Source organism: Phycisphaera sp. (assembly GCA_025916675.1).
Taxonomy (GTDB): domain Bacteria; phylum Planctomycetota; class Phycisphaerae; order Phycisphaerales; family UBA1924; genus JAHCJI01.
Genome location: CP098402.1, coordinates 3,084,341 through 3,104,807, shown reverse-complemented (window position 1 = coordinate 3,104,807; position 20,467 = coordinate 3,084,341). Strand labels below are relative to the sequence as shown.

General features: G+C 68.5%; 14 protein-coding genes. 8 read left to right on the top strand and 6 right to left on the bottom strand.

Annotated features, from left to right (window positions below):
- Nucleotides 1–52: 52 nt before the first annotated feature.
- The 3 genes from NCW75_13195 to neuC form a co-directional block, all read right to left on the bottom strand.
- On the bottom strand, nucleotides 53–1,129 hold the full coding sequence (locus NCW75_13195) for a prepilin-type N-terminal cleavage/methylation domain-containing protein (GenBank protein UYV12241.1): 1,077 nt from the start codon (nucleotides 1,127–1,129) through the stop codon (nucleotides 53–55).
- Between the two features lie 510 nt (nucleotides 1,130–1,639).
- On the bottom strand, nucleotides 1,640–2,524 hold the full coding sequence (locus tag NCW75_13190) for an HDOD domain-containing protein (protein ID UYV12240.1): 885 nt from the start codon (nucleotides 2,522–2,524) through the stop codon (nucleotides 1,640–1,642).
- 141 nt (nucleotides 2,525–2,665) lie between these two features.
- A complete protein-coding gene (gene neuC / locus NCW75_13185; protein UYV12239.1) occupies nucleotides 2,666–3,853 on the bottom strand; it encodes a UDP-N-acetylglucosamine 2-epimerase in 1,188 nt (395 codons plus the stop codon).
- A 147-nt stretch (nucleotides 3,854–4,000) separates the two neighbouring features.
- Between neuC and dnaN the strand changes: the two genes are divergently transcribed.
- Entirely contained in the window at nucleotides 4,001–5,167 is a 1,167-nt protein-coding gene (dnaN, locus tag NCW75_13180) for a DNA polymerase III subunit beta (GenBank protein ID UYV12238.1), read from the top strand.
- A gap of 167 nt (nucleotides 5,168–5,334) precedes the next feature.
- Entirely contained in the window at nucleotides 5,335–6,492 is a 1,158-nt protein-coding gene (locus tag NCW75_13175) for a Fic family protein (protein UYV12237.1), read from the top strand.
- Nucleotide 6,493: 1 nt separating this feature from the next.
- On the opposite strand, the gene NCW75_13170 is transcribed toward NCW75_13175, so the two are convergent.
- Nucleotides 6,494–7,168 carry a UbiX family flavin prenyltransferase gene (locus tag NCW75_13170; protein ID UYV12236.1) on the bottom strand — a complete coding sequence of 225 codons (675 nt, stop codon included), beginning with the start codon at nucleotides 7,166–7,168 and terminating at the stop codon, nucleotides 6,494–6,496.
- 127 nt (nucleotides 7,169–7,295) lie between these two features.
- Here NCW75_13170 and NCW75_13165 point away from each other — a divergent pair, with 127 nt between their 5' ends.
- Both NCW75_13165 and NCW75_13160 read left to right on the top strand, forming a co-directional pair.
- Entirely contained in the window at nucleotides 7,296–8,033 is a 738-nt protein-coding gene (locus NCW75_13165) for a hypothetical protein (GenBank protein UYV12235.1), read from the top strand.
- Between the two features lie 8 nt (nucleotides 8,034–8,041).
- A complete protein-coding gene (locus NCW75_13160; GenBank protein UYV12234.1) occupies nucleotides 8,042–9,058 on the top strand; it encodes an aspartate carbamoyltransferase catalytic subunit in 1,017 nt (338 codons plus the stop codon).
- On the opposite strand, the gene NCW75_13155 is transcribed toward NCW75_13160, so the two are convergent.
- Nucleotides 9,042–9,542, bottom strand: coding sequence for a DUF5658 family protein (locus tag NCW75_13155; protein UYV12233.1), 501 nt, complete (start codon nucleotides 9,540–9,542; stop codon nucleotides 9,042–9,044). The genes NCW75_13160 and NCW75_13155 overlap by 17 nt on opposite strands.
- 181 nt (nucleotides 9,543–9,723) lie before the next feature.
- Here NCW75_13155 and NCW75_13150 point away from each other — a divergent pair, with 181 nt between their 5' ends.
- On the top strand, nucleotides 9,724–13,989 hold the full coding sequence (locus NCW75_13150; GenBank protein UYV12232.1) for a PQQ-like beta-propeller repeat protein: 4,266 nt from the start codon (nucleotides 9,724–9,726) through the stop codon (nucleotides 13,987–13,989).
- Here NCW75_13150 and NCW75_13145 read toward each other — a convergent pair whose 3' ends face one another.
- On the bottom strand, nucleotides 13,990–14,709 hold the full coding sequence (locus tag NCW75_13145) for an SDR family oxidoreductase (protein UYV12231.1): 720 nt from the start codon (nucleotides 14,707–14,709) through the stop codon (nucleotides 13,990–13,992).
- Between the two features lie 22 nt (nucleotides 14,710–14,731).
- Between NCW75_13145 and NCW75_13140 the strand changes: the two genes are divergently transcribed.
- The 3 genes from NCW75_13140 (at nucleotide 14,732) to NCW75_13130 (ending at nucleotide 20,383) form a co-directional block, all read left to right on the top strand.
- Complete coding sequence (locus tag NCW75_13140) at nucleotides 14,732–16,288, top strand: extracellular solute-binding protein (GenBank protein UYV12230.1); 1,557 nt, start codon at nucleotides 14,732–14,734, stop codon at nucleotides 16,286–16,288.
- Between the two features lie 24 nt (nucleotides 16,289–16,312).
- Nucleotides 16,313–17,911 carry a pyruvate kinase gene (pyk, locus tag NCW75_13135; protein ID UYV12229.1) on the top strand — a complete coding sequence of 533 codons (1,599 nt, stop codon included), beginning with the start codon at nucleotides 16,313–16,315 and terminating at the stop codon, nucleotides 17,909–17,911.
- Between the two features lie 228 nt (nucleotides 17,912–18,139).
- A complete protein-coding gene (locus tag NCW75_13130) occupies nucleotides 18,140–20,383 on the top strand; it encodes a S8 family serine peptidase (protein UYV12228.1) in 2,244 nt (747 codons plus the stop codon).
- The last annotated feature ends 84 nt before the right edge of the window (nucleotides 20,384–20,467 follow it).

The window sequence follows — 20,467 nt, the reverse complement described above, 5'->3', positions numbered from 1 at the left end:
CTGACGAAGATTGGCCGTCAGGTCAAGGGCAAATGGCGGTCTTGCGACAAAATCAGTTGCCGACCGACTCGATCAGGTCGTCGAACTGGTCGAGCAGGTCGATGGACTCGACGTTGCCGTCGCTATCGACCAGGCGATCGGCCTGGGTGCCCGCCGAATCGCTATAGAAGCTCTGCCAGAACCTGAGTTCGCTGGCTCGACCGCCCTTGTCCTTCGAGCCCATGTACATGGCGTCGATGCCGGCCGAGTGGAAGACGAGGTTGCCGCGGGCGCCGGAGGGCAGCTCGGGCTCGTCCTTGTTGGGCACGGTGGGCGAGCCGAGCAGGATGGCCATGTGGTTGAGCAGCTCGGGATCCTCGGGCACGCCGTCGCCCAGAAGGCTGTACTCGCGGGCGCTGGAGGCGCTGGAGAAGACAGGGTTTTTGCCGCGCTTACCGAGTTCCCGGGTCGACAGGAAACCCGCGTTCGAGGCCCAGTAGAAGCGGGCGGCTGCGGGGGCGCTGGTGTTTGTCGCCGCAAAGTCTTCCAACGCCGCGATCGGCTGGATGGCAGTCTTGTCCAGTTCCCAGGCCAGGATGGGCGAGCCGAAGGAGTCGATCACCGATGGAAGTTGGCGGTGCTGGTCGTCGGCCGATGGCGACATCGCACCCTGTCCGGTCCCATCCTGGGGCACGAAGCGGTTGTCGGCGGGGGTGTAATAGCCGCCGCCGGCCTCGCGGGTGCCGATGAGCGTGACGTCGATGTCGACCAGATCGCCGGTGGTGGGGCCGACGGTGACGACGTTGCCCGCGGCGCTCGTAGACGTGGCGAATCCGCCGGCCAGGTCGAGCATGACGTTCTGCATGCCGGTGAAGCCGCGCGTCTCGTTGGTGGCGTCGCCCATCTGCTTGGCGGTGAAGTAGCCGGGCAGTTGATTTTTGTCGGTGTAGAACTGCTGGGCGGCGGCGCCGATGGCCGTGAGCTCGCTCTGCGTCGCGGCCGCCTTGGCGGTGTTGCGCGCGCCACCCAGGGTGGGCACGATGATCGCGATGACGATGGCGATGACCGCCATGGTCACCAGGAGCTCGATGAGCGAGAAGCCCCGCCCCGAAGTGCGTCGTTGGTCTTGCTGCGTGTGTTGCATGGTCATGTCCCGAAACCTCCCCATCCGCCGGCCCAGGCCTGGGCCCCCTTGGAGCGGCCCGACAACGGGCCGCGATATCCACCCCGTGCGGGCGCGGCCAACCCCAGTGGATTGCTGCACCCGGCACCCTGTTGTTCGCATCGCGGGCCCTTGGAGTTGCCGCGACAAAGGGGAGGGTCCCGACGGATAAGTGTACCGAGCCGATCCGGCCCGGTTGAGGGGCATCAGCGAGCAAACCTATCAAGAACCAAAAAAGGCGGCCGCACACGTGTGTGCGACCGCCCGGAGGGAGAAAGAGAGAGCTCTTTATATCACGCTACCGGCGGCAGCGTGAAGAATCCTTCAATCACGGACCTAATCGGTAAGCTAGGCAATTTTCCGCCAGACTTCACGGTACGCACGGGAAAATCAACCCTATCACGGGTCAATACTTACTCATAAATACGCAAAACGGGCCGAATTGGCCCGCTTGCATGGATACTTCTCACCAGAATTCGCTGGTTGCAGGCCGAGTTTTCAGCCCAGCAGGCCGGCTGCGGCGGAAATTTCTTCGGGCACCCGCTCGCGGAGGGTGTTCACGTCGGCCTCGCTCAGCCCCAGTACCGCCAGCACCTCGGGGTCGATCTGGAGGCTGGTCAGGTCCAGGCGGAACTGGCCGTCGACGGCACCGACCAAGCGGTCGGCCAGGTAGACCATGGCCGGCAGGCGACGGGCGTCGGCCGGGGCGCTCATGGGGTTGTGGTGGTAGCCGGTGACCAGCGCGAAGTTGCTGGGGAACTTCCACTTCTCGCACAGGCCCTTGCCGAAGTCCTGATGATCGGCACCGATGAGTTGGGCCTCGACGTCGCGCATGTCGTTGGCTGGCACGCCGTCGCCGTCGACGCCCAGCGTCTGCACGACCTCGATCAGCTTGTTGCGATCGAACTGCATCTCGACCATGAGGCCGATGTTGTGCATCAGGCCGGCCAGGAAGGCCTCGTCGGCAAAGCCGACCTTCGCGGTGTCGGCGATCATCTTGGTCACGGCACCACACGCCACGGCGTGCTCCCACACGGCGCGGGCGCTGAAGCCGTGGCTCAGGTCGCCGCCGCGGAAGAGCTTGGCCAGGCTGGCGGCGATGGCGATGTTCTTGACGGCGTTGAGCCCGAGCATCACGATCGCACGGTTGATCGAGCCGATCTGGCCCGGCAATCCGTAGAACGACGAGTTCACGACCTTCAGGATGCGGCTGGACAACGCCGGGTCGTTGGCGATGACGTTGTGCAGGTCCTGGGCCGTGGAAGAGGGGTCTTCCACCAGCTCGACGATCTTGAGGGTCACTTCGGGCAGCGTCGCGATGTGGCTGATCTCGCGGATCGCCACGGTGACGGCTTGTTCACGTTCTTGCGTTCCGGTGCTCATTGGCCTGATCTCCTGCCGGTCGAACTCTCGCGACGGGCTTGCCCATGAGGATCGGCGGATCTGCGGCGCGACTTTGGTGGTCGTGAGGCTTGGGCCCAAAAAATTTTCGGGCGTGGCCGCTGTTGGGCCCAGAGGCCGGCCTTAGTAGGCGTTGAGCTTGGCCAGGATGCCCCGGTTATTGGGGTCGACCGAGGCCAGCAAGGCCGCCACACGCTCGCCGGCGAGGCCGTCTCCATAGGGATGGGCCTTTGGATCGCACGGGGGGGCGGCCAAAGCGTCGAGGATGGTGCGTTCGACGGCTTCTTGCGATTGGTCGTCGGCGTGCAGCACGCCTGGTGGGCGCTCGCGGCCGTTCTGGCGGGGTCCGATATCGACCACGCGCAGCCCCAGCGCGGGGGCCTCGATCAGACCCGCCGACGAATTGCCCACAAGCACGCCACCGGTGAGAGCCAGGCGCTTGAGCAGGGCGACGAACTTCTCGCGGCGCATGTGGGGCTGGGGGTGGCCCAGCCGCTCGGTCAGCGTGCGCAGCACGCCCGCTCGGCCGGGGTCGTGGTTGGGGCTCAGGGCGAGCGGCTTGAGCTTGAGCGATGCCAGGGCGTCGAGCAGCGTGGCGGTCACGTGCTCTTCGGTCTCGACCGAGCGGCCGGTCGGGTGCAGCAGCACGAGGGCCTTGGGCGAACCGACTTCCTCGAAGTCGGCCTGCGGCATGGGCTCGATGGCGTGCAGGTCGTCGATGGCCGGCGAGCCAACAACGTGGACGTGCTCGGGCTTCTCGCCCATGCGCGTCAGGCGATCGGCCGAGGCCTGCGTGGCCGGCAGGTGCAGGTTGGCCAGCTTGCTGATGGCGTGCCGCATCGATTCGTCGGCCACGCCCTCGGCCCGGTCGCCGCCGTGCAGGTGGGCCAGGGCCCAGCCGCCGACGCTGGCGGCGCTGGCGGCGGCGAAGGCCTCGATGCGATCACCCAGCACGACCACCCAGTCTGGCTCGTGGGCGCGGAAGCTGCGGGTCAGGCGGCTGACGCCCGTGCCTAGGGCCTCGGCGTCGTCGGGCCGGGTCGTGCGCCCCGGTTTCTGCATGGGCACGCTGTCGGCGATCGGGAACAGCGCCTTCACGTCGCGGAAGCTGTCGGCCGGGGGGATCAGGTGGGCCCCCGCGGCGATCACCAGCAGTTCGAGTTCGGCGTGGGCGTCGACGGCGGCCATGACCGGCTTGAGCAGCCCGAAGTCGGCCCGAGATCCGGTCACCACCGCCACGCGGCGCGTGCGGGCGGCCCGGGCGTGGGTGCGCGCCGGCTGGGGGTCGCCGGCCCATCCGGGGCCGATCATGGGTGGCTCCGGGGCGTGCGGGGGGTGGTCATGGGCGATGGTAGAGGGGCTATCTCGGAGGCAGGCGTGCTACAGTGCCTGCTTCTAAGCAGGGCCTCATGCGAGGCGTGATTCGTGGGCCCGGATGCGGGCCAGGAGAGGTTTTTCATGCGAGTGGTTTGCGATCGTGGTGCGTTGCTGGACGCGGTGAACGTGGTGTCGTCGGTGGCGGCGTCGCGCACGCCCAAGCCGCAACTGACCTGCGTGAAGATCACCGCCAGTCGCGAGGGTGACGCGGGCGAGCTCACCCTGTCGGCCACCGACGGCGAGATCGGCCTGCGCCTGCGCACCGCCCGCGTCGACGTGCAGGAGCCCGGCGAGGCTCTGGTGCCCGCCGACAAGCTCAAGCAGATCGTCGCCGCCGAGGACCACGAGCCCACGCTGACCCTCGAGGGCGAGGACCGCACCCTGCACGTCAAGGGCGAGAACGCGAACTACACCCTGCTGGGCTACGACCCGGCCGACCTGCCGCGCGTGGCCGATCGAAGCGACTTCGGGGCCGAGGGGCTCAAGACACGCTTCGACTTCCCCAGCGACACTTTGGGCGACATGATCGGCATGACGCTGTTCGCCACGGCCCGCGAGACCACGCGGTATGCCATCAACGGCGTGCTCGTGCGTCGCCACGGCAAGGCGCTGGAGATGGTCGCCACCGACGGTCGCCGCCTGGCCATGGCCAAGGGCACCGTGCCCGGCGCGAGCAAGGACGACCCGGACGTATCGTGCATCATCCCCACCAAGGCCCTCTCGCTGTTGCAGCGGTTGGTTGATAGCGAGGACGAGTCGGTGACCGTGGCGGTGGGCGACCAGAAGGCGTTGTTTGCGCTTGGCGGCGGAGACGACGATGCGCCCCGGGCCGTGCTCTCGACCTCGCTGGTCGACGGCCAGTTCCCGCCGTACGAGGAGGCCATCCCCAGCGACCAGACCGTCAAGGCGACCTTCGACAAGGACATGCTCCACAGCGCCGTCCGCCGCGCCGCCCTGCTGACCAACGAGGAGAGCAAGGGCGTCCGCCTGGCCTTCCGCGGCGAGCAGAAACAACTCGAACTCTCGAGCCACGCCCCGGAGATGGGCGAGGCCCGCGTGAACGTCGAGCTCAAGGGCTACGACGGTGCCGACGTCGAGATCGGCTTCAACCCCGGCTTCATCACCGACGCCCTGCGGGTGATGCACGACACCGAGGTAACGATGGAGCTGAAGGACGGTCGTCACGCTGGGGTTATCCGGACGGCTGGGAATGGGTTCTTGTATGTGGTGATGCCGGTGACGATCTAGGGCAATCCCTGAAACCAAAAGTTCTTTGGGTTTGGGGGTTGACATTTAAAGCAAATAGCGTTTTGCTTTAAATCATGGACCTAGATTCAAACCCAGCTTCAAAACCCCCTTGGAACCTGAAAGCGAGATTCTCGGACGCGAGCCCGGGAAAGCTGGAGCCGGTCACCATGCGCAAGCGTGTGGTGGGCGGCTCGGGGGCAGGCGAGTGGCAGGAGGTCGAGACCTGGGCGTTCGTGCCCGACGACCTGCCGCCGGCGATCGACTGGAAAGGACTCAAGGGCGAACTGTTCGACGAGTTCGCCGGCGCCCACGCCGCCCTGGGCCGGGTGAACGGGCTGGTGCATGCGGTGCCGAACCCCGAGATCCTCCGCCAGGCGTTGTGGCTGCGCGAGGCTCGGCTGAGCTCGAAGATCGAGGGCATCGAGACCACCGCGCTGGACATGGTGCTGGCTGGCGAGGGTGACGGGAAAGCCAACCCAGGCCGCGAGGCGCTCAACGCCGTGCGCGCGGTGCAGTTTGGGATCGAGAGCCACGAGCCCTACAGCGGGAAACTCGTGCGCGCGATGCACGAGAAGCTGCTCGATGGAGTGCGCGGCGAAGAGCTGCGGCCTGGAGAGTTTCGGGACGTGCCGGTGTATATCGGCGTCGCGGGCAGGCCCGATCGGGCGCGGTTCGTACCGCCGGCCGAGGGCGAGACGGTGGCGCGATGCATGGTCGCGTTGGACGCGTTCGTGAACGGCGAGTGGCCCGAGATTCCCGCGATCGCGCAAGTCGCGTTAGCGCACTATCAGTTCGAGGCGATCCACCCATTCCGAGACGGCAATGGTCGAATCGGGCGGGCGCTCATCTTGCATCAGATGTGCGCCTTGGGGTTGCTTGATATGCCGATCGTGTCGCCCAGCGGGTACTTCCAGCGACATCGGCAGGAATACGTCGACCGCATGCGTGCGCTGAGCGAGCATGGCGCGTGGGTCGAGTGGCTGCGCATGTTCGCGATTGCAGTGGGGGAAGAGGCTGTTTCGACGCGACTGCTGGCCGAGCGGATTGTGTCGGCCCACGCGGCGTTTACCGAGAAATTGCGCGATGAGACGGCGGCCGGGCGATTGTTGCGCTTGCTCGACCACGTCTTCGGCTGGCCGCTTGTGACGGCGGCCAGCGCGGCCAAGGTGCTGGACGTGACCGATCCAACAGCGCGGAAGGACATCGCGTTGTTCGAGGAGCTGGGCATCCTGGCGCGCACCGATGATGGGAAGTATGGCAAGACCTGGTACGCGCCGGCCGTGCTCGACGTAGCCGAGGCAGAGTACGCGGAATTTCCGGAGTGACCTAACCCCGCAAGCCGGGGTGGTCCTGCCACCGCGTCTTCAATCCGTGCTCGACATCCAACAAATCAAGCACCTTCCCCGCCACGAAATCAATCACCTCGCCGATGGTCTGCGGCAGCAGGTACAGCCCCGGGTTGGTCGGGCAGATGCACGCGCCGGCGAGGGCCAGGATGCGCATGTTCTCGATGTCGATCAGGTTCAGCGGCGTCTCGCGGTGGCAGATGATGAGCGTGCGGCGCTCCTTGAGCGTGACCATCGCGGCGCGGGTGAGCAGGTTGCTGCCCGCCCCGGTGGCGATGGCACCCAGGCTGGTGCTCGAGCAGGGCAGCACGGCCATGCCGTCGTGGCGGAAGCTGCCGCTGGCGATGACAGCGCCGACGTCCTTGTTGGGATGGCAAACCAGGCGGCCCTTCATGGCCTGCGCGTCGGCATGGCCAGCCAAGTGGGGCAGCAGGTCGTCGAAGCCGACCTTGGTGATGCCCGACTCATCGCCCAGCAGCCGGCGGCCGTACTCGCTGACGACCAGGTGGACCGTGGCTCCGGCCAGCAGGAGTTGCTCGAGGGCGCGCAGGGCGTACCAGGCCCCCGAGGCCCCGGAAACGCCAAGAACGACAGTCCGGCCAGCGGCGGCGGTGGAGGTGGGGGCGTCGGGGCTGGCGTGGGGAAAGGTGGGCACGTGGGCTCTCAATGCTGGATGGGGCGCGAACGGGGGGTCTGGGGCGAATAGAGTGTCGTCCTAAGGACGGGACGGGTTCAGGGTATTGAGTTGAGGGCAGTGATAGCCCCAGCGGATGGAGGGCATCGTGGCAGGACGAGCACGAGTCGGGCAAGCGAGGACGTGGCGCGGGATGGCGGTCGCCGGCATGCTGGTGGGCCTGGTGGCGGGGCTGGCCGGCTGTGCGGGCTGGGACACCTGGCCGCCGACCGATCCGGTGGACAGCGTGCCGAATCGCGACGACGCGGCCATCGGCCAGACCATGATGCTGGCTTTGGGCCGGGTGATCGGCGACTACCCACCCCGGGGCCGCCAGGGCCAACCGGTGGCGATCAACGTGCCCTCGCCGCTGGTCACCAAGCCCGTGTACCGGCGGATCGCCCGGGACGTGGAGGCCGAGCCGGGCGTCAACCGGCTGGTGACGCCCCTGGACCAGGCCGGGCTCGCGCTGCCGATCTACCACGTTGCTGGCGTGCGCATCCGCACGGGCAAGGCCGAGATCGACATCCTGCGACCAATCTTTGGTCCGGGCGAACTGGACCGTGCCGAACTGACCAACAGCGAGGCTTACGAGGGGTACACCGTGCGGCTGAGCGGCGGCTTCCGCCCCTGGCACATCACGTGGGTCGAGCGATTTACGCCGGGCGTCATCCCAGCCCCGGCGCTCAACCTCATCGACGACATCGCGCCCAGCGGCCTGCCCGAGCCCGAAGCGGAGCCGGAGCCCGAGGGCCAGCAGGTGCCGGAGATGCCGGCGGAAGATCTCGCGGATGACCCAGGCGACGACCCCGGCGATGACCCAGCCGAGGATCCGGGCCAGGGCTGAGGCCGGCGATGACGACGAGCAGCCCTGGTAGCACGGGTGAGCCGATGGGGATCTCCGGTGCGCACGCGTTGTCGGGCGTCATGCCGGGCAAGGACCTGGTGAACCTCCGCGACCTGGAGCCTTCGGTGCTCCGGCGGCTCCTGTCGCGTGCGCGGCAGCACGCGTGGGCGCTCGACGAGGATCCGTTCGACGTGGGGCAGACCCTGCGGGGCCAGGTCGTGGGGCTGCTGTTCTTCGAGGACTCAACGCGCACGCGGCTGAGCTTCGCCATGGCGCTGCACCGGCTCGGCGGGCGGTTCATCGAATTGACAGACAAGGGCAGCTCGCTGAGCAAGGGCGAGACGCTGGCCGACACGGCCCGCACGGTGGAGGCGATGGGCGTGTCGCGGCTGGTGGTGCGCTCGAAGCGCACCGACGACGTGCTCGAAGTGGCTCAGGCCGTTCGCATCCCGGTGCTCAACGCCGGTGCGGGCGATGGCGAGCACCCGACGCAGGGCTTGCTCGACACGCTCGCCTTCGCCGAGGCGCACAAGAGGCTCGACTCGCTGGACCTCGATGGGCTGACGGTGCTGATCGTGGGCGACGTGGCCCGGAGCCGGGTCGCGCGGTCGAGCGGGCCCTGCCTGGCGGCGCTGGGCGCACGGGTGCTCGTCGCCGGGCCCGATGTGGACGAGGCGATCGCGGCGTCGGCGGGTGGGCAGGTGAGCGAGAACTTCCTGAGCGACGTTCGTGAGGCCGACGCGGTGATGGCGCTGCGCATCCAGCACGAGCGGGGCGGGAGCGATCTGGACGCCGCCGGTGCCGACGCGGCCTATCGCGAGAAGTTTGGTCTCACCGTCGATCGCGTCCGCACGCTCAAGCCGGGCGCAGTCATCATGCACCCCGGTCCGGTGAACCCGGGCGTCGAGATCGACGCGGAAGTGATGGGCCAGCCGCGCTCGATCATCACGCGGCAGGTGGCTCTGGGCGTCGCGGTGCGGATGGCGTGCCTGGAGGCGCGTGGGGCGGTCACGGGTCGGACGTAATGGCCACCCAACTGTCGCCGTTGTAGGTCTGGATCTCGGCCAGGTGGGGCGTGAGGGCGGTCATCTCGTTGCTGTAGTGGTTCCAGCGGAACATGAGCCAGGTCAGCACGACCATGCACAGGATGGCACCGATCTCGCCGGCCACGCTACGGCGCGCGCGCCAGAGCAGCCAGGTGCCCAGGAGCAGGGTCATGCACTTGAACATGGCCAGCGTGGCCGGCGAGCCCCACTGGAGGATGAAGCGGGCCAGCGGGTTGCTCTCGTACATGCCCGGGCCGACCATGTGGTCGAGCGTCATCGAGAGGTCGGCCAGGCTCAGAAAGACGATGGCCAGCAGGAAGAGGTTGACGCGGCGGGCACGGAAATCAGGGTTTGCCCACTGCTGACGCAGGGGCACCCGCATCCACTTTGGGAACCCATCGGCCCCGAGGGCGTCCGAGAAGCGAGCCTTCCGCGTCGCCGGCGCCGCGATCGATTGTGCCATGCCCGTTCCCCCATCCCTGCTTGGGGCTGGGATCGGGCCGTGGCGGGCCTTTATGCACGGCGTGCGGGCTGCGGCGCATCGAAAGGGGTCGGGTCGGGGGGGTTAGACTGGCTTGGCATTCGGGCTGAGCCGATCAGGCTGGGGTTGCCGTGCGTATCGACTGCGTCGGAGGTCCAATACGGTGAGCACACAGACCAGCTTGCAACGATTCACGACGCTCGCGGCCGCGGCCGGGCTGGCGCTGTCGATCGCGGGGAGCCAGGCCCTCGGGCAGGGCGAGACCAGCTCGATCTATGTTGATGACTCGACGGCGACGCAGAGCACGCTGCGGTCGCTGCCCTCGCTGTTGCGCGCGGGCAACGAGGCCGAGGCGGTGCGGGCGCTCCAGGCGTCGCTGGATACCGGACCCAACCGGCTGGTGCCCACCGAGGAGGATGCCGACCTGTTCGTGTCGGTGCGCGATGCCATCCACGAGCGGCTGGTGGCCGAGCCCGAGTTGCTGGAACGATACCGCGTGGAGCACTCGGCTCGCGCGCGGCGGATGCTGGGCGAGGGCCGGTATGCCGAGGTCGAGCGCAGCTACCTGCTGACGCCCGCGGGCTATGAGGCGGCGCTGAACGTGGCGCGCGAGCGGTTCGGGCTCGCGCGGTTCGAGTCGGCGGCGCGCGTGCTGGCGCAGCTCGAAGGGCATCCCGATCGCAGGGCCGATGCGCGAGCGGCGGCCGAGCTCTTGACGCGGGTGGCCGCGCAGCTCGACGACGAGCCAGCGCGTGCGATGGCACGGGCGTGGCGCGAGCAGGCGGGCCTGGAACCGGCCGATTTCGCGGCGCTGGAGATTCCCAAGCCCGCGGCGGTGGTTCGGCGCGACGCGAGCACGATTTCTGGAGGGCAGCGGCCGCCGCACCTGCCCGGCGAGGAGCCCTGGTCGCAGGCGATCGACCGCGACCTGGCCCCCGGGCCCGACGACACGCTGCCGCCGCCGCCACCGATCGAGCCCAAGGGTGGTGGGTTCTGGCTCATGCCCATGGTGGCGGGCGACACGATTCTGATCAACGACGGCGGGACGTTGTCGGCGTGGGATCGATACTCGCTACGGCTGCGCTGGCGGAAGTCGATCCTGACCAATGAAGGGTCGATCCGCGACATCGCCGGCGCCCGGCGCGAGCCGCAGACGTGGCGGTCGATCGAGGCGCCCAACACCGTGGCGGCCGACGCGCGGGCGGCGTACGCGTCGATGGGCCTGCACATGTCGAGCGCGCCGGACCTGGCCGTGGGCATCATCGCGGTCGACCTGCAAAGCGGCGACCATCTGTGGACGGCCGACACGCGGAACCTCGACCCGCGGTACGCGCTGGCCAACGTGCGCGGCGGGCCGGTCGCGGGGGAGGGCCGCGTGATCTTCGGGCTGCGCGAGGACAACCGCGCGGGGCGGCAGGTGGGCACGGCCCTGGTGGGCCTCGACGCGCTCACGGGCGAGCCCGCGTGGATGCGCTCGCTGGGCAGCGCGGGAACGGGCTGGAGCCGCTCGAACCGTAACGTGGGCGCCGGCGGGGTGATCGAAGGCGGCGTGGTGTACTGGTTCGAGCCCATGGGCGTGGTGGCGGCCTTCGATGCTCACGACGGGCGGCCGATCTGGCTCCGGCGGTTCGATACCAGCGTCCGCCCGGACCGCAGGAGCGCGGTGGGCGCCTGGATGGTGCGCCCACCGGTAGTGAAGGGCGACTCGGTGCTGGCGCTGGTCGACCGGCTCGAGATGATCTACCGGCTCGACCGCAAGACCGGGCGTGAGCTGGGGCGTGTGTCGTCGGTTGCGCTGAGCAATGCGGACTACCTGGTGGGCGTGGGCGACCACGTCGCCGCGGTAAGCGGCTCGAACGTGTGGTTCTTCGAGCCCGAAGCGGTGCGGATGAATCGCCGGCAGAGCGATGCGTTCGAGCTGGCCGACGGCTTCGAGGCGCTCATCACCGGGCGCGCGATGGCGGCGGGTGGCAGCCTGATGGTGCCTTCGGGCGATGCGGCCGTGCTGCTCGACCCGGCCACGGGCGAGATGGACGGGCCGATCATCGCGCTGCCAAGGTCGGGCAGCGTGGTGCCGCTGGAAGACCAGATCGTGGTGGTCGACACCGGTGTGCTCGAGAGCGTGATGGGCGCCGACGTGGCGGCCATGGCGCTCACCCAGCGCTTGCAAGATGATCCGGACGACATCGCTTCGCTCGTGAGCCTGGTGCTGCTGGCCCAGCGGCAGGACGTGCTCGACGCCGTGCCCCAGGCGGCCGAGCGGGCGCTCGAGGCGCTCGGCCGCGCGGGCGAGAACGGCGAGGTGGCGCTGCGTCGGGCGCAATCGGAGACCCGGCGGCTGTTCGAGGCGCTGCTGTCGATGACGGTGCGCATGGTGGGCCTCGACGCGGCCGAGCGCGACGACGAGCTGGCCGACGAGCTGGCGCGTCTGGCGTTCGAGGCGGCGCCGGGCTCGAAGGGCCGCGCGCGGGCGCTGCTGACGATCGCCGAGCTGCGCGACACGCAGGGCCGCGCGGCCGAGTCGGCGGTGGCCTACCTCGACGTGCTGGCCGACGCGTCGCTGCGGATCGCGGTGGTCGGGCCCGATGCCGAGGCCGCGGGCGTGCTGGCCACGCGGCGTTTGCAGAAGCTGCTGCCGATGCACGGCTACGGCATCATCGAGCCGCACGAGCGGGCCGCGGCCGAAGCGCTGGCGCTGGCCGATGCCGGGCCGGCGGGCGACGAAGCGAGGCTGGGGGTCGCGTCGCGGCTTCCCGTATCGATGGCGGCGGTCGAGGCGTACTCGAGCGTGGCGCGCGTCGCCGAAGCGGATGGCAAGATCGAACGGGCCACCCGGGCGTGGCGGCGGGCGCTCGACGCGGCGCGCCTGGTGCGCACCAGCGGCGGGCCGGTGAGTGGCGCCGATGTTGCGGCGCTCGGCGCCAACCTCGCGCGTGTGCTGGCCGAGAGCGACCACGTGGCCGCGGCGGGGCGGGTGATCCGCCAGCTCCGCGCGGTGTCGCCCATCGAGACGATCGACGCGCCCGACCTGGCGCAACTTGCCGAGCGGTTCGCGCAGCGCCAGCGCGGGGCGCGGGTGGGCAACCGGCCGGTGGAGGTGAGCCAGCGGCTGGACGGCTGGAACCTTGTTACGCCCATGGCCACCGAGGTGGAGACGGCCGTGCCCGAGCATGCCGTGCTCGCGGCGGGGCATCTCGTTGGTGTGTGGGCGCTCGCGCCCGACCTCGGCCCGATCGAGGGCGAGCCCTTCGAGGCCGACCCCAAGGGCCCGCTCGAGCTGGTATGGACCGCGACCCACGATCCGTCGCGACCGCCGACGCTGCTGCGGCAGGACCGCGAGCGAGCGCTATTCGTGTGGCAGACGGGCGGCCTGGCCGGGTTGCGAAGCGTGTCGTTTTTCGACGCGAGCGAATGGAGCCTTCCCTCGCTGATCGGGCTGTTCGGCGAGGACCTGCGCGAGCCGAACCTGGGCGATCGCGGCCCGCACGTGGCGGCGCTGATGGCCACCGGGCAGCAGGCCGACCCGCTGAGCTGGGTCATTGCCAGCGATGGGGCGCACGTCGCGGTCGCGCGGCGCGACGGGCTGCTGGCCGTGCTCGACGCGACGACCGGCGAGAAGCTGTACGCGGGGCGGCAGGGCCTGGGCACCGTGATGGACGTGGCGATCGCCGGCGGCCGGGTGTGGGTCATGGGCTCGACCGAGGCGCCCGGTTCGCCTTCGGCCGGCGAGATCGAATCGCTCGCGCTGTGGGGGTTCGGTGTCGATGGCACCGAGGCCGTACGACGCGTGGGCATGCCCGAGCCGCCACGCTGGCTTGCGGCGGTGGAGGATGGCTCGGTGGTGATGGGCACGCACAGCTCGATCGCCAGCTATGGCGTGGACGAGACCGGTGATGCCGGCCGTGTTGTGTGGGAGAGCAACGACGACGCGGCGCTCAACGCGGCGCTCGGCTGGGTGCTGGGCGACGCGCTGCTGGTGATGTCGTCGCGCGGCGACCTATCGATGGCGCATACCGGCGACGGCACGTTCGACAGCAAGCGCATCATGCTCTCGCTCGACGACGGCGAGGTGCCCCGGCTCTCGCGGCAGGGCGAACGCGTGGTGGTGCTGACCACCGGTGGCGTGACCGTGCTCGACGCGTCGGGCGAGGTGATGGGCCGCGACGCCTTGCGGAGCAACGGCGGGCGCACCTACGAGAAGCTGCCGCCCGCGCTGGGTGAGAATCGCGTGCTGCTGGTGCCCCAGGGGAGCTTCTCGATCAATAACGGGCAGGGCGAGTACATCGTGTCCACGGTCGACACCGTGTCGGCCAAGGTGACCGGCACGCGCGCCATCCTGCTGCCCGAGCCCCCGCGCGTGGCGCGGCTGATCGATGGCTACGGCTTGATCTCGACCGGGCAGCGGACGGTGGTGCTGCGGTTCGAGTAGCTATCGATCCGGCGTGATCTCGATCGCCTTGCCATTGTCATCGTCGCGCTGGCCCGTGGCACAGTCGACGATGATCGTGGCGACGGCCTTGGGGTCGAGCACGTCGCTGCTGGGGACGGCTTCTTCGTCGAAGAGCGCACGGAACATGGCCGTTTCGGTGGCGCCGGGCGCGACGGCGAAGGCGCGCACGCCGGCGGCCTGGCCCTCGTTGGCGATGCTCTTGACCATCAGCTCAACTCCCGCCTTGCTCGACGCGTACGCGAAGAAGCCGGGGTAGGGATCGCGCGTTGCCATCGACGAGACATTGACCACGCGCCCCTTGGATGCCGACAGATAGGGCCACGCCGCCAGGATGAGCTTGGCCGGGCCGATGGCGTTGGTGGCAAAGCACTGGTCGATGAGCCCGGGCGTGTGCTGGGCCAGGGGTACCAAGGGGGCGGTGCCGGCGTTGTTGATGAGTGCGTCGATGCTGCCGAAGGCCTTCATGCACGCGGCCACGATGGCGCCCGGGCCGTCGGGCTTGCTGACGTCGGCGCTGCAGCCCTGGGCCTTCCCGCCCAGGGCGTCGAGGGCCTCGCCCAGGCGTTTTGGATCTCGCCCGACGACGAGCACGCGCCAGCCGCGCTCGATGAGCAGCGTGGCGGTGGCCAGGCCGATGCCGGCGGTGCCGCCGGTGACGATGGCGGCCTTCGAATCGCTCGGATGGGTCGGGTGGGCCATGGGCTGAGCGTAGACTGCCCTCATGCGGTGGACGGCCGGTATATTGGGTGTGTTGCTCGTGATCTTGCTGGCCCTGCCCTGGGCGGTTCGGCCGCGCGGCGCGGGCGGGGCCAGCGCCGACGGCCCGACGCTGGTCATCATTACGCCCCACACCGAGCAGATCCGCTTCGAGTTCGAGCGCGCGTTCTCCGCGTGGCACGAGGACAATCATGGCGAGCCGGTCACCATCGACTGGCGCGCGCCGGGCGGCACCAGCGAGATCCGGCGTTTGCTCGTAGACCAGTACCAGGCGGCGATCCGCAACGACGAGTACGAATTGATCGATGGCGAGGTCGTCATCGAGCCGGGCCGTATGGGCTTCGACATGCTCTTCGGCGGGGGGAGCTACGAGCACACGGAGATCGCCAAGGGGTTCACCGTCGAGATCGACGGCGAGGACGTCCGGGTGCCCATCAGCGTGCCGGCGGGGTTCGAGCAATCGAAGCTCGATGAGTGGTTCGGCGAGAATGCCATCGGCAATCAGTTGCTCTACGAACAGGACCAGTACTGGCTGGGCGTGGCGCTCTCGGGCTTTGGCATCATCTTCAACAAGGACCTGTACGCCGAGGCGGGCATGGAAACGCCCACTGGCTTCAAGGACCTGACCGACCCGCGGCTGATGGGCCAGGTCGCGCTGGCCGACCCCAGGCAGAGCGGCTCGATCACCACGACGTTCGAGTCGATCCAGAACGCCTACGGGTGGGACGAGGGCTGGAAGATCCTGCGCGAGATGAGCGCGAACACGCGGTACTTCACCAGCGCGGCGACCAAGCCGCCACTCGACATCGCCGCCGGCGAGGCGATGGCGGGTTTAGCTATCGACTTCTATGGGCGTACCCAGGCGCAGGCCGTCACGGCCCCTGGCGCGCCGCCCGAATCGAGCCGCGTGGGTTACGTCGATCCGGTGGGCGCGGTGTACATCGATGCCGACCCGATCTCGATCTTGCGCGGCGGGCCGAACCTTGAGCTCGCTAGGCGGTTCGTCGAGTTCTGCATGACAGAGCAGGCGCAGAGCCTGTGGCAGTTCTCGGCCAATCCCGAGCAAACCGGGCCTGCACCGGTCGGGCCGATCAAGTACGAATTGCGCCGCGCGCCGGTGCGGCGGGTGATGTACGAGAAGCACGCCGATCGCTTTATCGATCCGCTCGACCCGTTCGAGGCTGCGGCCGACGTGCCGTCGCGCGGCTGGCGGTCGGCCATCCCGGTGATGATGGGGGCGTTCGGCGTCGACAGCGATGATGAGCTGCACGAGGCGTGGGCGGCGTTGTGGCGCCTGCGCGGCATGGTTTCGAGTGACCCGGCCTGGGCACCGGTGCTCGCACAGGCCGAAGCGGCGTTTTACGCCTTCCCCAGCCAGGAAGTGGTGGATGAGGACGGGAATGTCCAGGTCCTTGTATTCAGCGAGGAGAACTACAGGGCCGTCCGCAACGTGTGGCGGGACCCCGAGGCCGCCGCCGAGGCCAGAATCGCCTATACCCGGTTCTTCCGCGACCGATATAAGGAGGTGGTGGAGCTCGAGGCCCGCTCCCAGCCGAACTGACCGATAATCGGAAGGATCGCGACCGTGCCAACCCAACTCCACCCAGCGCCCATGCCCAAGCTGACCCCAACGCCGGTCGACAACGCCGCGCGCACTGAGCGCCCCACGCTGACGAAGATCGTGGCCACCATCGGCCCCGCTTCGGAGAGCCCCGCCGTGCTCGAACGCCTGATCGATGCGGGCGCGAGCATCTTCCGGCTGAACTTCTCCCACGGCACCAACGACGAGCACAAGAAGCGGCTCGAGGCCATCCGCGATGCGGCGCAGGCCAAGGGCGCGTGCATCGGCGTGCTGGGCGACCTGCCCGGTCCGAAGATCCGCGTTGGCACGGTGCCCGATATCGACGAGAACGGGGGCATCGAGCTGCAGCCGGGCCAGAACGTGCTGCTCGACCGGAGCATCGAGACCGCCGAGATCCGCGAAGAGCCCGAAGGCGACCACTGCGAGCGTGTTCCCGCGCTGCCGCTGACCTACGGCGGGCTGGTCGACGAGGTGCAGCCGGGCCAGCGCGTGCTGATCAATGACGGGGCGATCCGGATGCTGGCCGTCGGCATCGAGCCCGATGGCAACGCCGTGCGCTGCGTGGTGACCATGGGCGGCACGGTGACGACGCGCAAGGGCATCAACCTGCCCGAGACCGAACTGAAGGTGCCCGCCCTGACCGAGCGCGACCGCGAGATGGTCAAGTGGGCGGTGGCTAACGAGCTGGATTATCTTGCGTTGTCGTTCGTGCGCAGCGGCAAGGAGATCGAGGAGCTTCGCGACCTGATCATCGCTGAGAATCCTGACCGCGAGCCAATCCCGATTGTCGCCAAGATCGAGAAGCCCCAGGCGCTCGCGCGCATCGACGAGATCGCCCAGGTGGCCGACGCCATCATGGTGGCGCGTGGAGACCTGGGTGTCGAGATGGACATCCCCGAAGTTCCGCCCGCGCAGAAGCGCATCATCAAGGCCGCCAACGACTGGGGCAAGCCCTGCATCGTGGCCACACAGATGCTCGAGACGATGATCGAGAGCTCGATTCCGACTCGGGCCGAGGCCAGCGACGTGGCCAACGCCATCTTCGATCGCGCCGGCGCGGTCATGCTCTCGGGCGAGACGGCCGTAGGCAAGCACCCGGCGCTGGTCGTCGACATGATGGCGCGCATCGCGCGTGCGGCCGAGTGTGCGCTCGCTACGGCCGAGGGCAAGGCAAGCCCGCCGCAGAAGCTCAAGCAGACGCGCTACCGCACCGCCGCGCTCGCGCACGGCGCGTGGCATCTGGCCGAGGATCTCGACGCGACTGCCATCGTGTGCTGGAGCCAGCTGGGCGGGACGGCCCGGTACCTGAGCCAGAACGACTTCGACATCCCCATCATCGCGTGGTCGAGCGACGCGGCCGCCTCGCGGCGCATGGCGCTGCTGCGCGGCGTGTGGCCCGTGTTGCAGCAGCCGCCCGAGAGCGGACGCCTAGCTGATTGGACCGACGTGGTCGAGGCCTACCTGCTCGAGCACCATTGGGTGGAGGCGGGCGACCAGGTGCTGCTGGTGGCCGGCCGGCCGCTGGGCACAGCCCGCGTGGTGAACTCGTTGAGCGTGCTCGAGGTGGGCGACCCCTCGGGCGGGTACCGCGACCACCACTGAGGTGGCACCCGGGTTACCCCGTTTTTTCGCGAATTATGACCGCATATCGGACGTTGTGCTAACGCTATCCATCCGTCCGAACTACTGGAAGTAGCAGAATGTGGCTCGGGCGTCGTCCGGGCTGTCTGTTTGTTCGTATACAGGCATGGGAAGCCCACGCACCCTGCCCGGTGCGTGGGTTATTCAGATATTTCAAGGCCAGCATTCCACAGACAAGGGGAGCACAGCATGGGTCATCGCAACGTTTCGGGTCGGCCGGTTCTCGGAGCCCTTTCCATCCTTCTTTCGGTCGGTCTGACCGCACCGGCGCTGGCCGATGATGCCATCGGGCTGGGGGCCGAGTACTTCGGTCCGTTCGTCGAGACAGCCGGTTCGCGCACGTTTAGTGGGCAGATGCTGGTTGCGTCCAAGCGCATCGTGCAGTTGCAGCGCGAGGGCCTGACGTACGAGCAGGCCGTGGCGCGCCGCCGCGCGGCCGAGGCCCGCATCGCGCCCTTCGTGGTGCGCCACGATCGCGGCCCCGATCGCTACACGCTGGCGCTGCCCGATGGGATGGATGAGTCGGCGATGGGCGCGTGGCTGGGCACGACCAGCGACTACCGCTTCGCCCACCCCAACTGGATCGTGTACACCACGCAAGAGCCCGACGACCCGCGCTACGGCGATCAGTGGCACCACCCGGTGATCGACTCGCCCGAGGCCTGGGACATTTCTACCGGCTCTGCGGCGATCACCGCCGCGTTCGTGGATACCGGCACGCTGCTGGGCCACGCCGACCTTTCGAGTTCATTGCTCGAGGGGTACAACTCGGGCGACCGCCTGCTGGAGAGCGCGGGCGGTGTCGTGCGTGACCAGCACGGGCACGGCACGCACGTGGCCGGCTGCGGCGCGGCCATCGGCAATAACGGCACGGGCGTTTCCGGCGTGGGCTGGAACCTGAGCATCCGCGGCGTGCGCGCGCCCGAGGCTTCGGCCGGCGGCGCGGGCAGCGCCTCGTTCGACGCCATCCTGCACGGTGCCGAGTGGGCCATCGAGAACGGCGCCAAGACATCGAGCTGCTCGTGGACGGGCGTCCAGACCCCGGCCGTGGGCGACTCGGGCACGTACATCAAGAGCATCGGCGGCCTGCTGCTATACGCGGCCGACAACTTCAACCAGGACCACAGCGGCTTCTCGTGGGACGACACGATCGTCGTGGGTGCTTCGGATCGCAATGACCAGAAGGCCGGCTTCTCGAGCTATGGCCGCGGGGTCGACGTGTTCGCGCCCGGCGTGGACATCCTCAGCTCGACGATCGACGGCGGCTACGGATTCGCGAGCGGCACGAGCATGGCCACGCCCGTGACCAACGGCGTGGTGAGCATGATGTGGAGCGTGGCGCCGACGGTCACGCCCGACGTCATCCAGACGCTGCTATATAACAGTTGTGATGACATCGGGGCCCCCGGGTTCGATCCCATCTTCAGCAACGGCCGGGTCAACGTGTCCAGCGCCGTCGCCGCGGCGGCGGGTACGGGCACGCCTGGTGCTCCGCTGGCCGTCGACGACATGTACGCCGTGATCGCCGGCGAGATGGCCACGCTCGACGTGACCGCCAACGACTTCGACCTGGGCGGCCTGGACATCTCGATCGACAGCTTCGATGCCAGCAGCGCGCTCGGCGGAATCATCTCCTTGAGCGTGGGCACCGGGCCTGAAGGTCGCGACGAGTTGATCTACACCGCTCCGGCCGCGACCTTTGGTGCCGACAGCTTCGATTACGTGATCACCAATGGTGACTTCACCGCCGAGGCATCCGTGAGCATCGACGTGCTGGACCCCTCCAGCTTCCGCGCCCCCGAAAACCCCACGCTGACTCAGCCGGGCATGGACGTGGACTACTACGTGTACACCACCGGTTCGCTGCTTCCCGATTTTGACTTGCTCTCGCCCTACGCCAGCGATGTGGTGAGCGCCATCAACTTCCCGTCGACCGGCGAGGACTTCATCACCAGTGGCCGGGCCGACGACGTTGGCGCGGTGTTCAACGGCTTCATCGACATCCCCGAGTCGGGCCTGTACACGCTGTACACCAACTCGGACGACGGCAGCAAGCTGTACCTGGGCGACGACGAGATCGTCAACAACGATGGGCTGCACCCGATGGTTGAGGTTGGTACGGAGGTTGCCCTGCAAGCCGGCACGCACGCCCTGACCGTCGAGTTCTTCGAGCGTGGCGGCGGCGCGGGCCTCATCATGAGCATTCGTGGCGTCGACGGTGTGAAGCGCACCGTGACGGCCAGCGAACTCAGCCGCCCGGTAGACTGCCGCGTCGACCTCGACGGCGATGGCAGCCTGACCATCTTCGACTTCCTCGAGTTCCAGAACCTGTTCTCCAGCGGTGACCTGGCCGCCGACTTCGACGGCGATGGCTCGCTGAACATCTTCGATTTCCTGGCGTTCCAGAACGAGTTTGCCGCCGGCTGCTCGTAACGCGCCTACTCAACATTCCCATACTCAAAACACCGCCGCGTTCGCGGCGGTGTTTTCGTACTCTGATTGGTTCTCTAGGATATG

Bases quoted from the DNA above. Each gene is read 5' to 3' on its own strand.
- neuC (UYV12239.1), bottom strand. From the start codon at position 3,853: ATGATCGGCCCCGGATGGGCCGGCGACCCCCAGCCGGCGCGCACCCAC.
- NCW75_13155 (UYV12233.1), bottom strand. From the start codon at position 9,542: ATGGCACAATCGATCGCGGCGCCGGCGACGCGGAAGGCTCGCTTCTCG.
- NCW75_13145 (UYV12231.1), bottom strand. From the start codon at position 14,709: ATGGCCCACCCGACCCATCCGAGCGATTCGAAGGCCGCCATCGTCACC.
- NCW75_13130 (UYV12228.1), top strand. From the start codon at position 18,140: ATGGGTCATCGCAACGTTTCGGGTCGGCCGGTTCTCGGAGCCCTTTCC.
- NCW75_13195 (UYV12241.1), bottom strand. From the start codon at position 1,129: ATGACCATGCAACACACGCAGCAAGACCAACGACGCACTTCGGGGCGG.
- NCW75_13160 (UYV12234.1), top strand. From the start codon at position 8,042: ATGACGACGAGCAGCCCTGGTAGCACGGGTGAGCCGATGGGGATCTCC.
- NCW75_13190 (UYV12240.1), bottom strand. From the start codon at position 2,524: ATGAGCACCGGAACGCAAGAACGTGAACAAGCCGTCACCGTGGCGATC.
- dnaN (UYV12238.1), top strand. From the start codon at position 4,001: ATGCGAGTGGTTTGCGATCGTGGTGCGTTGCTGGACGCGGTGAACGTG.
- NCW75_13175 (UYV12237.1), top strand. From the start codon at position 5,335: ATGCGCAAGCGTGTGGTGGGCGGCTCGGGGGCAGGCGAGTGGCAGGAG.
- NCW75_13140 (UYV12230.1), top strand. From the start codon at position 14,732: ATGCGGTGGACGGCCGGTATATTGGGTGTGTTGCTCGTGATCTTGCTG.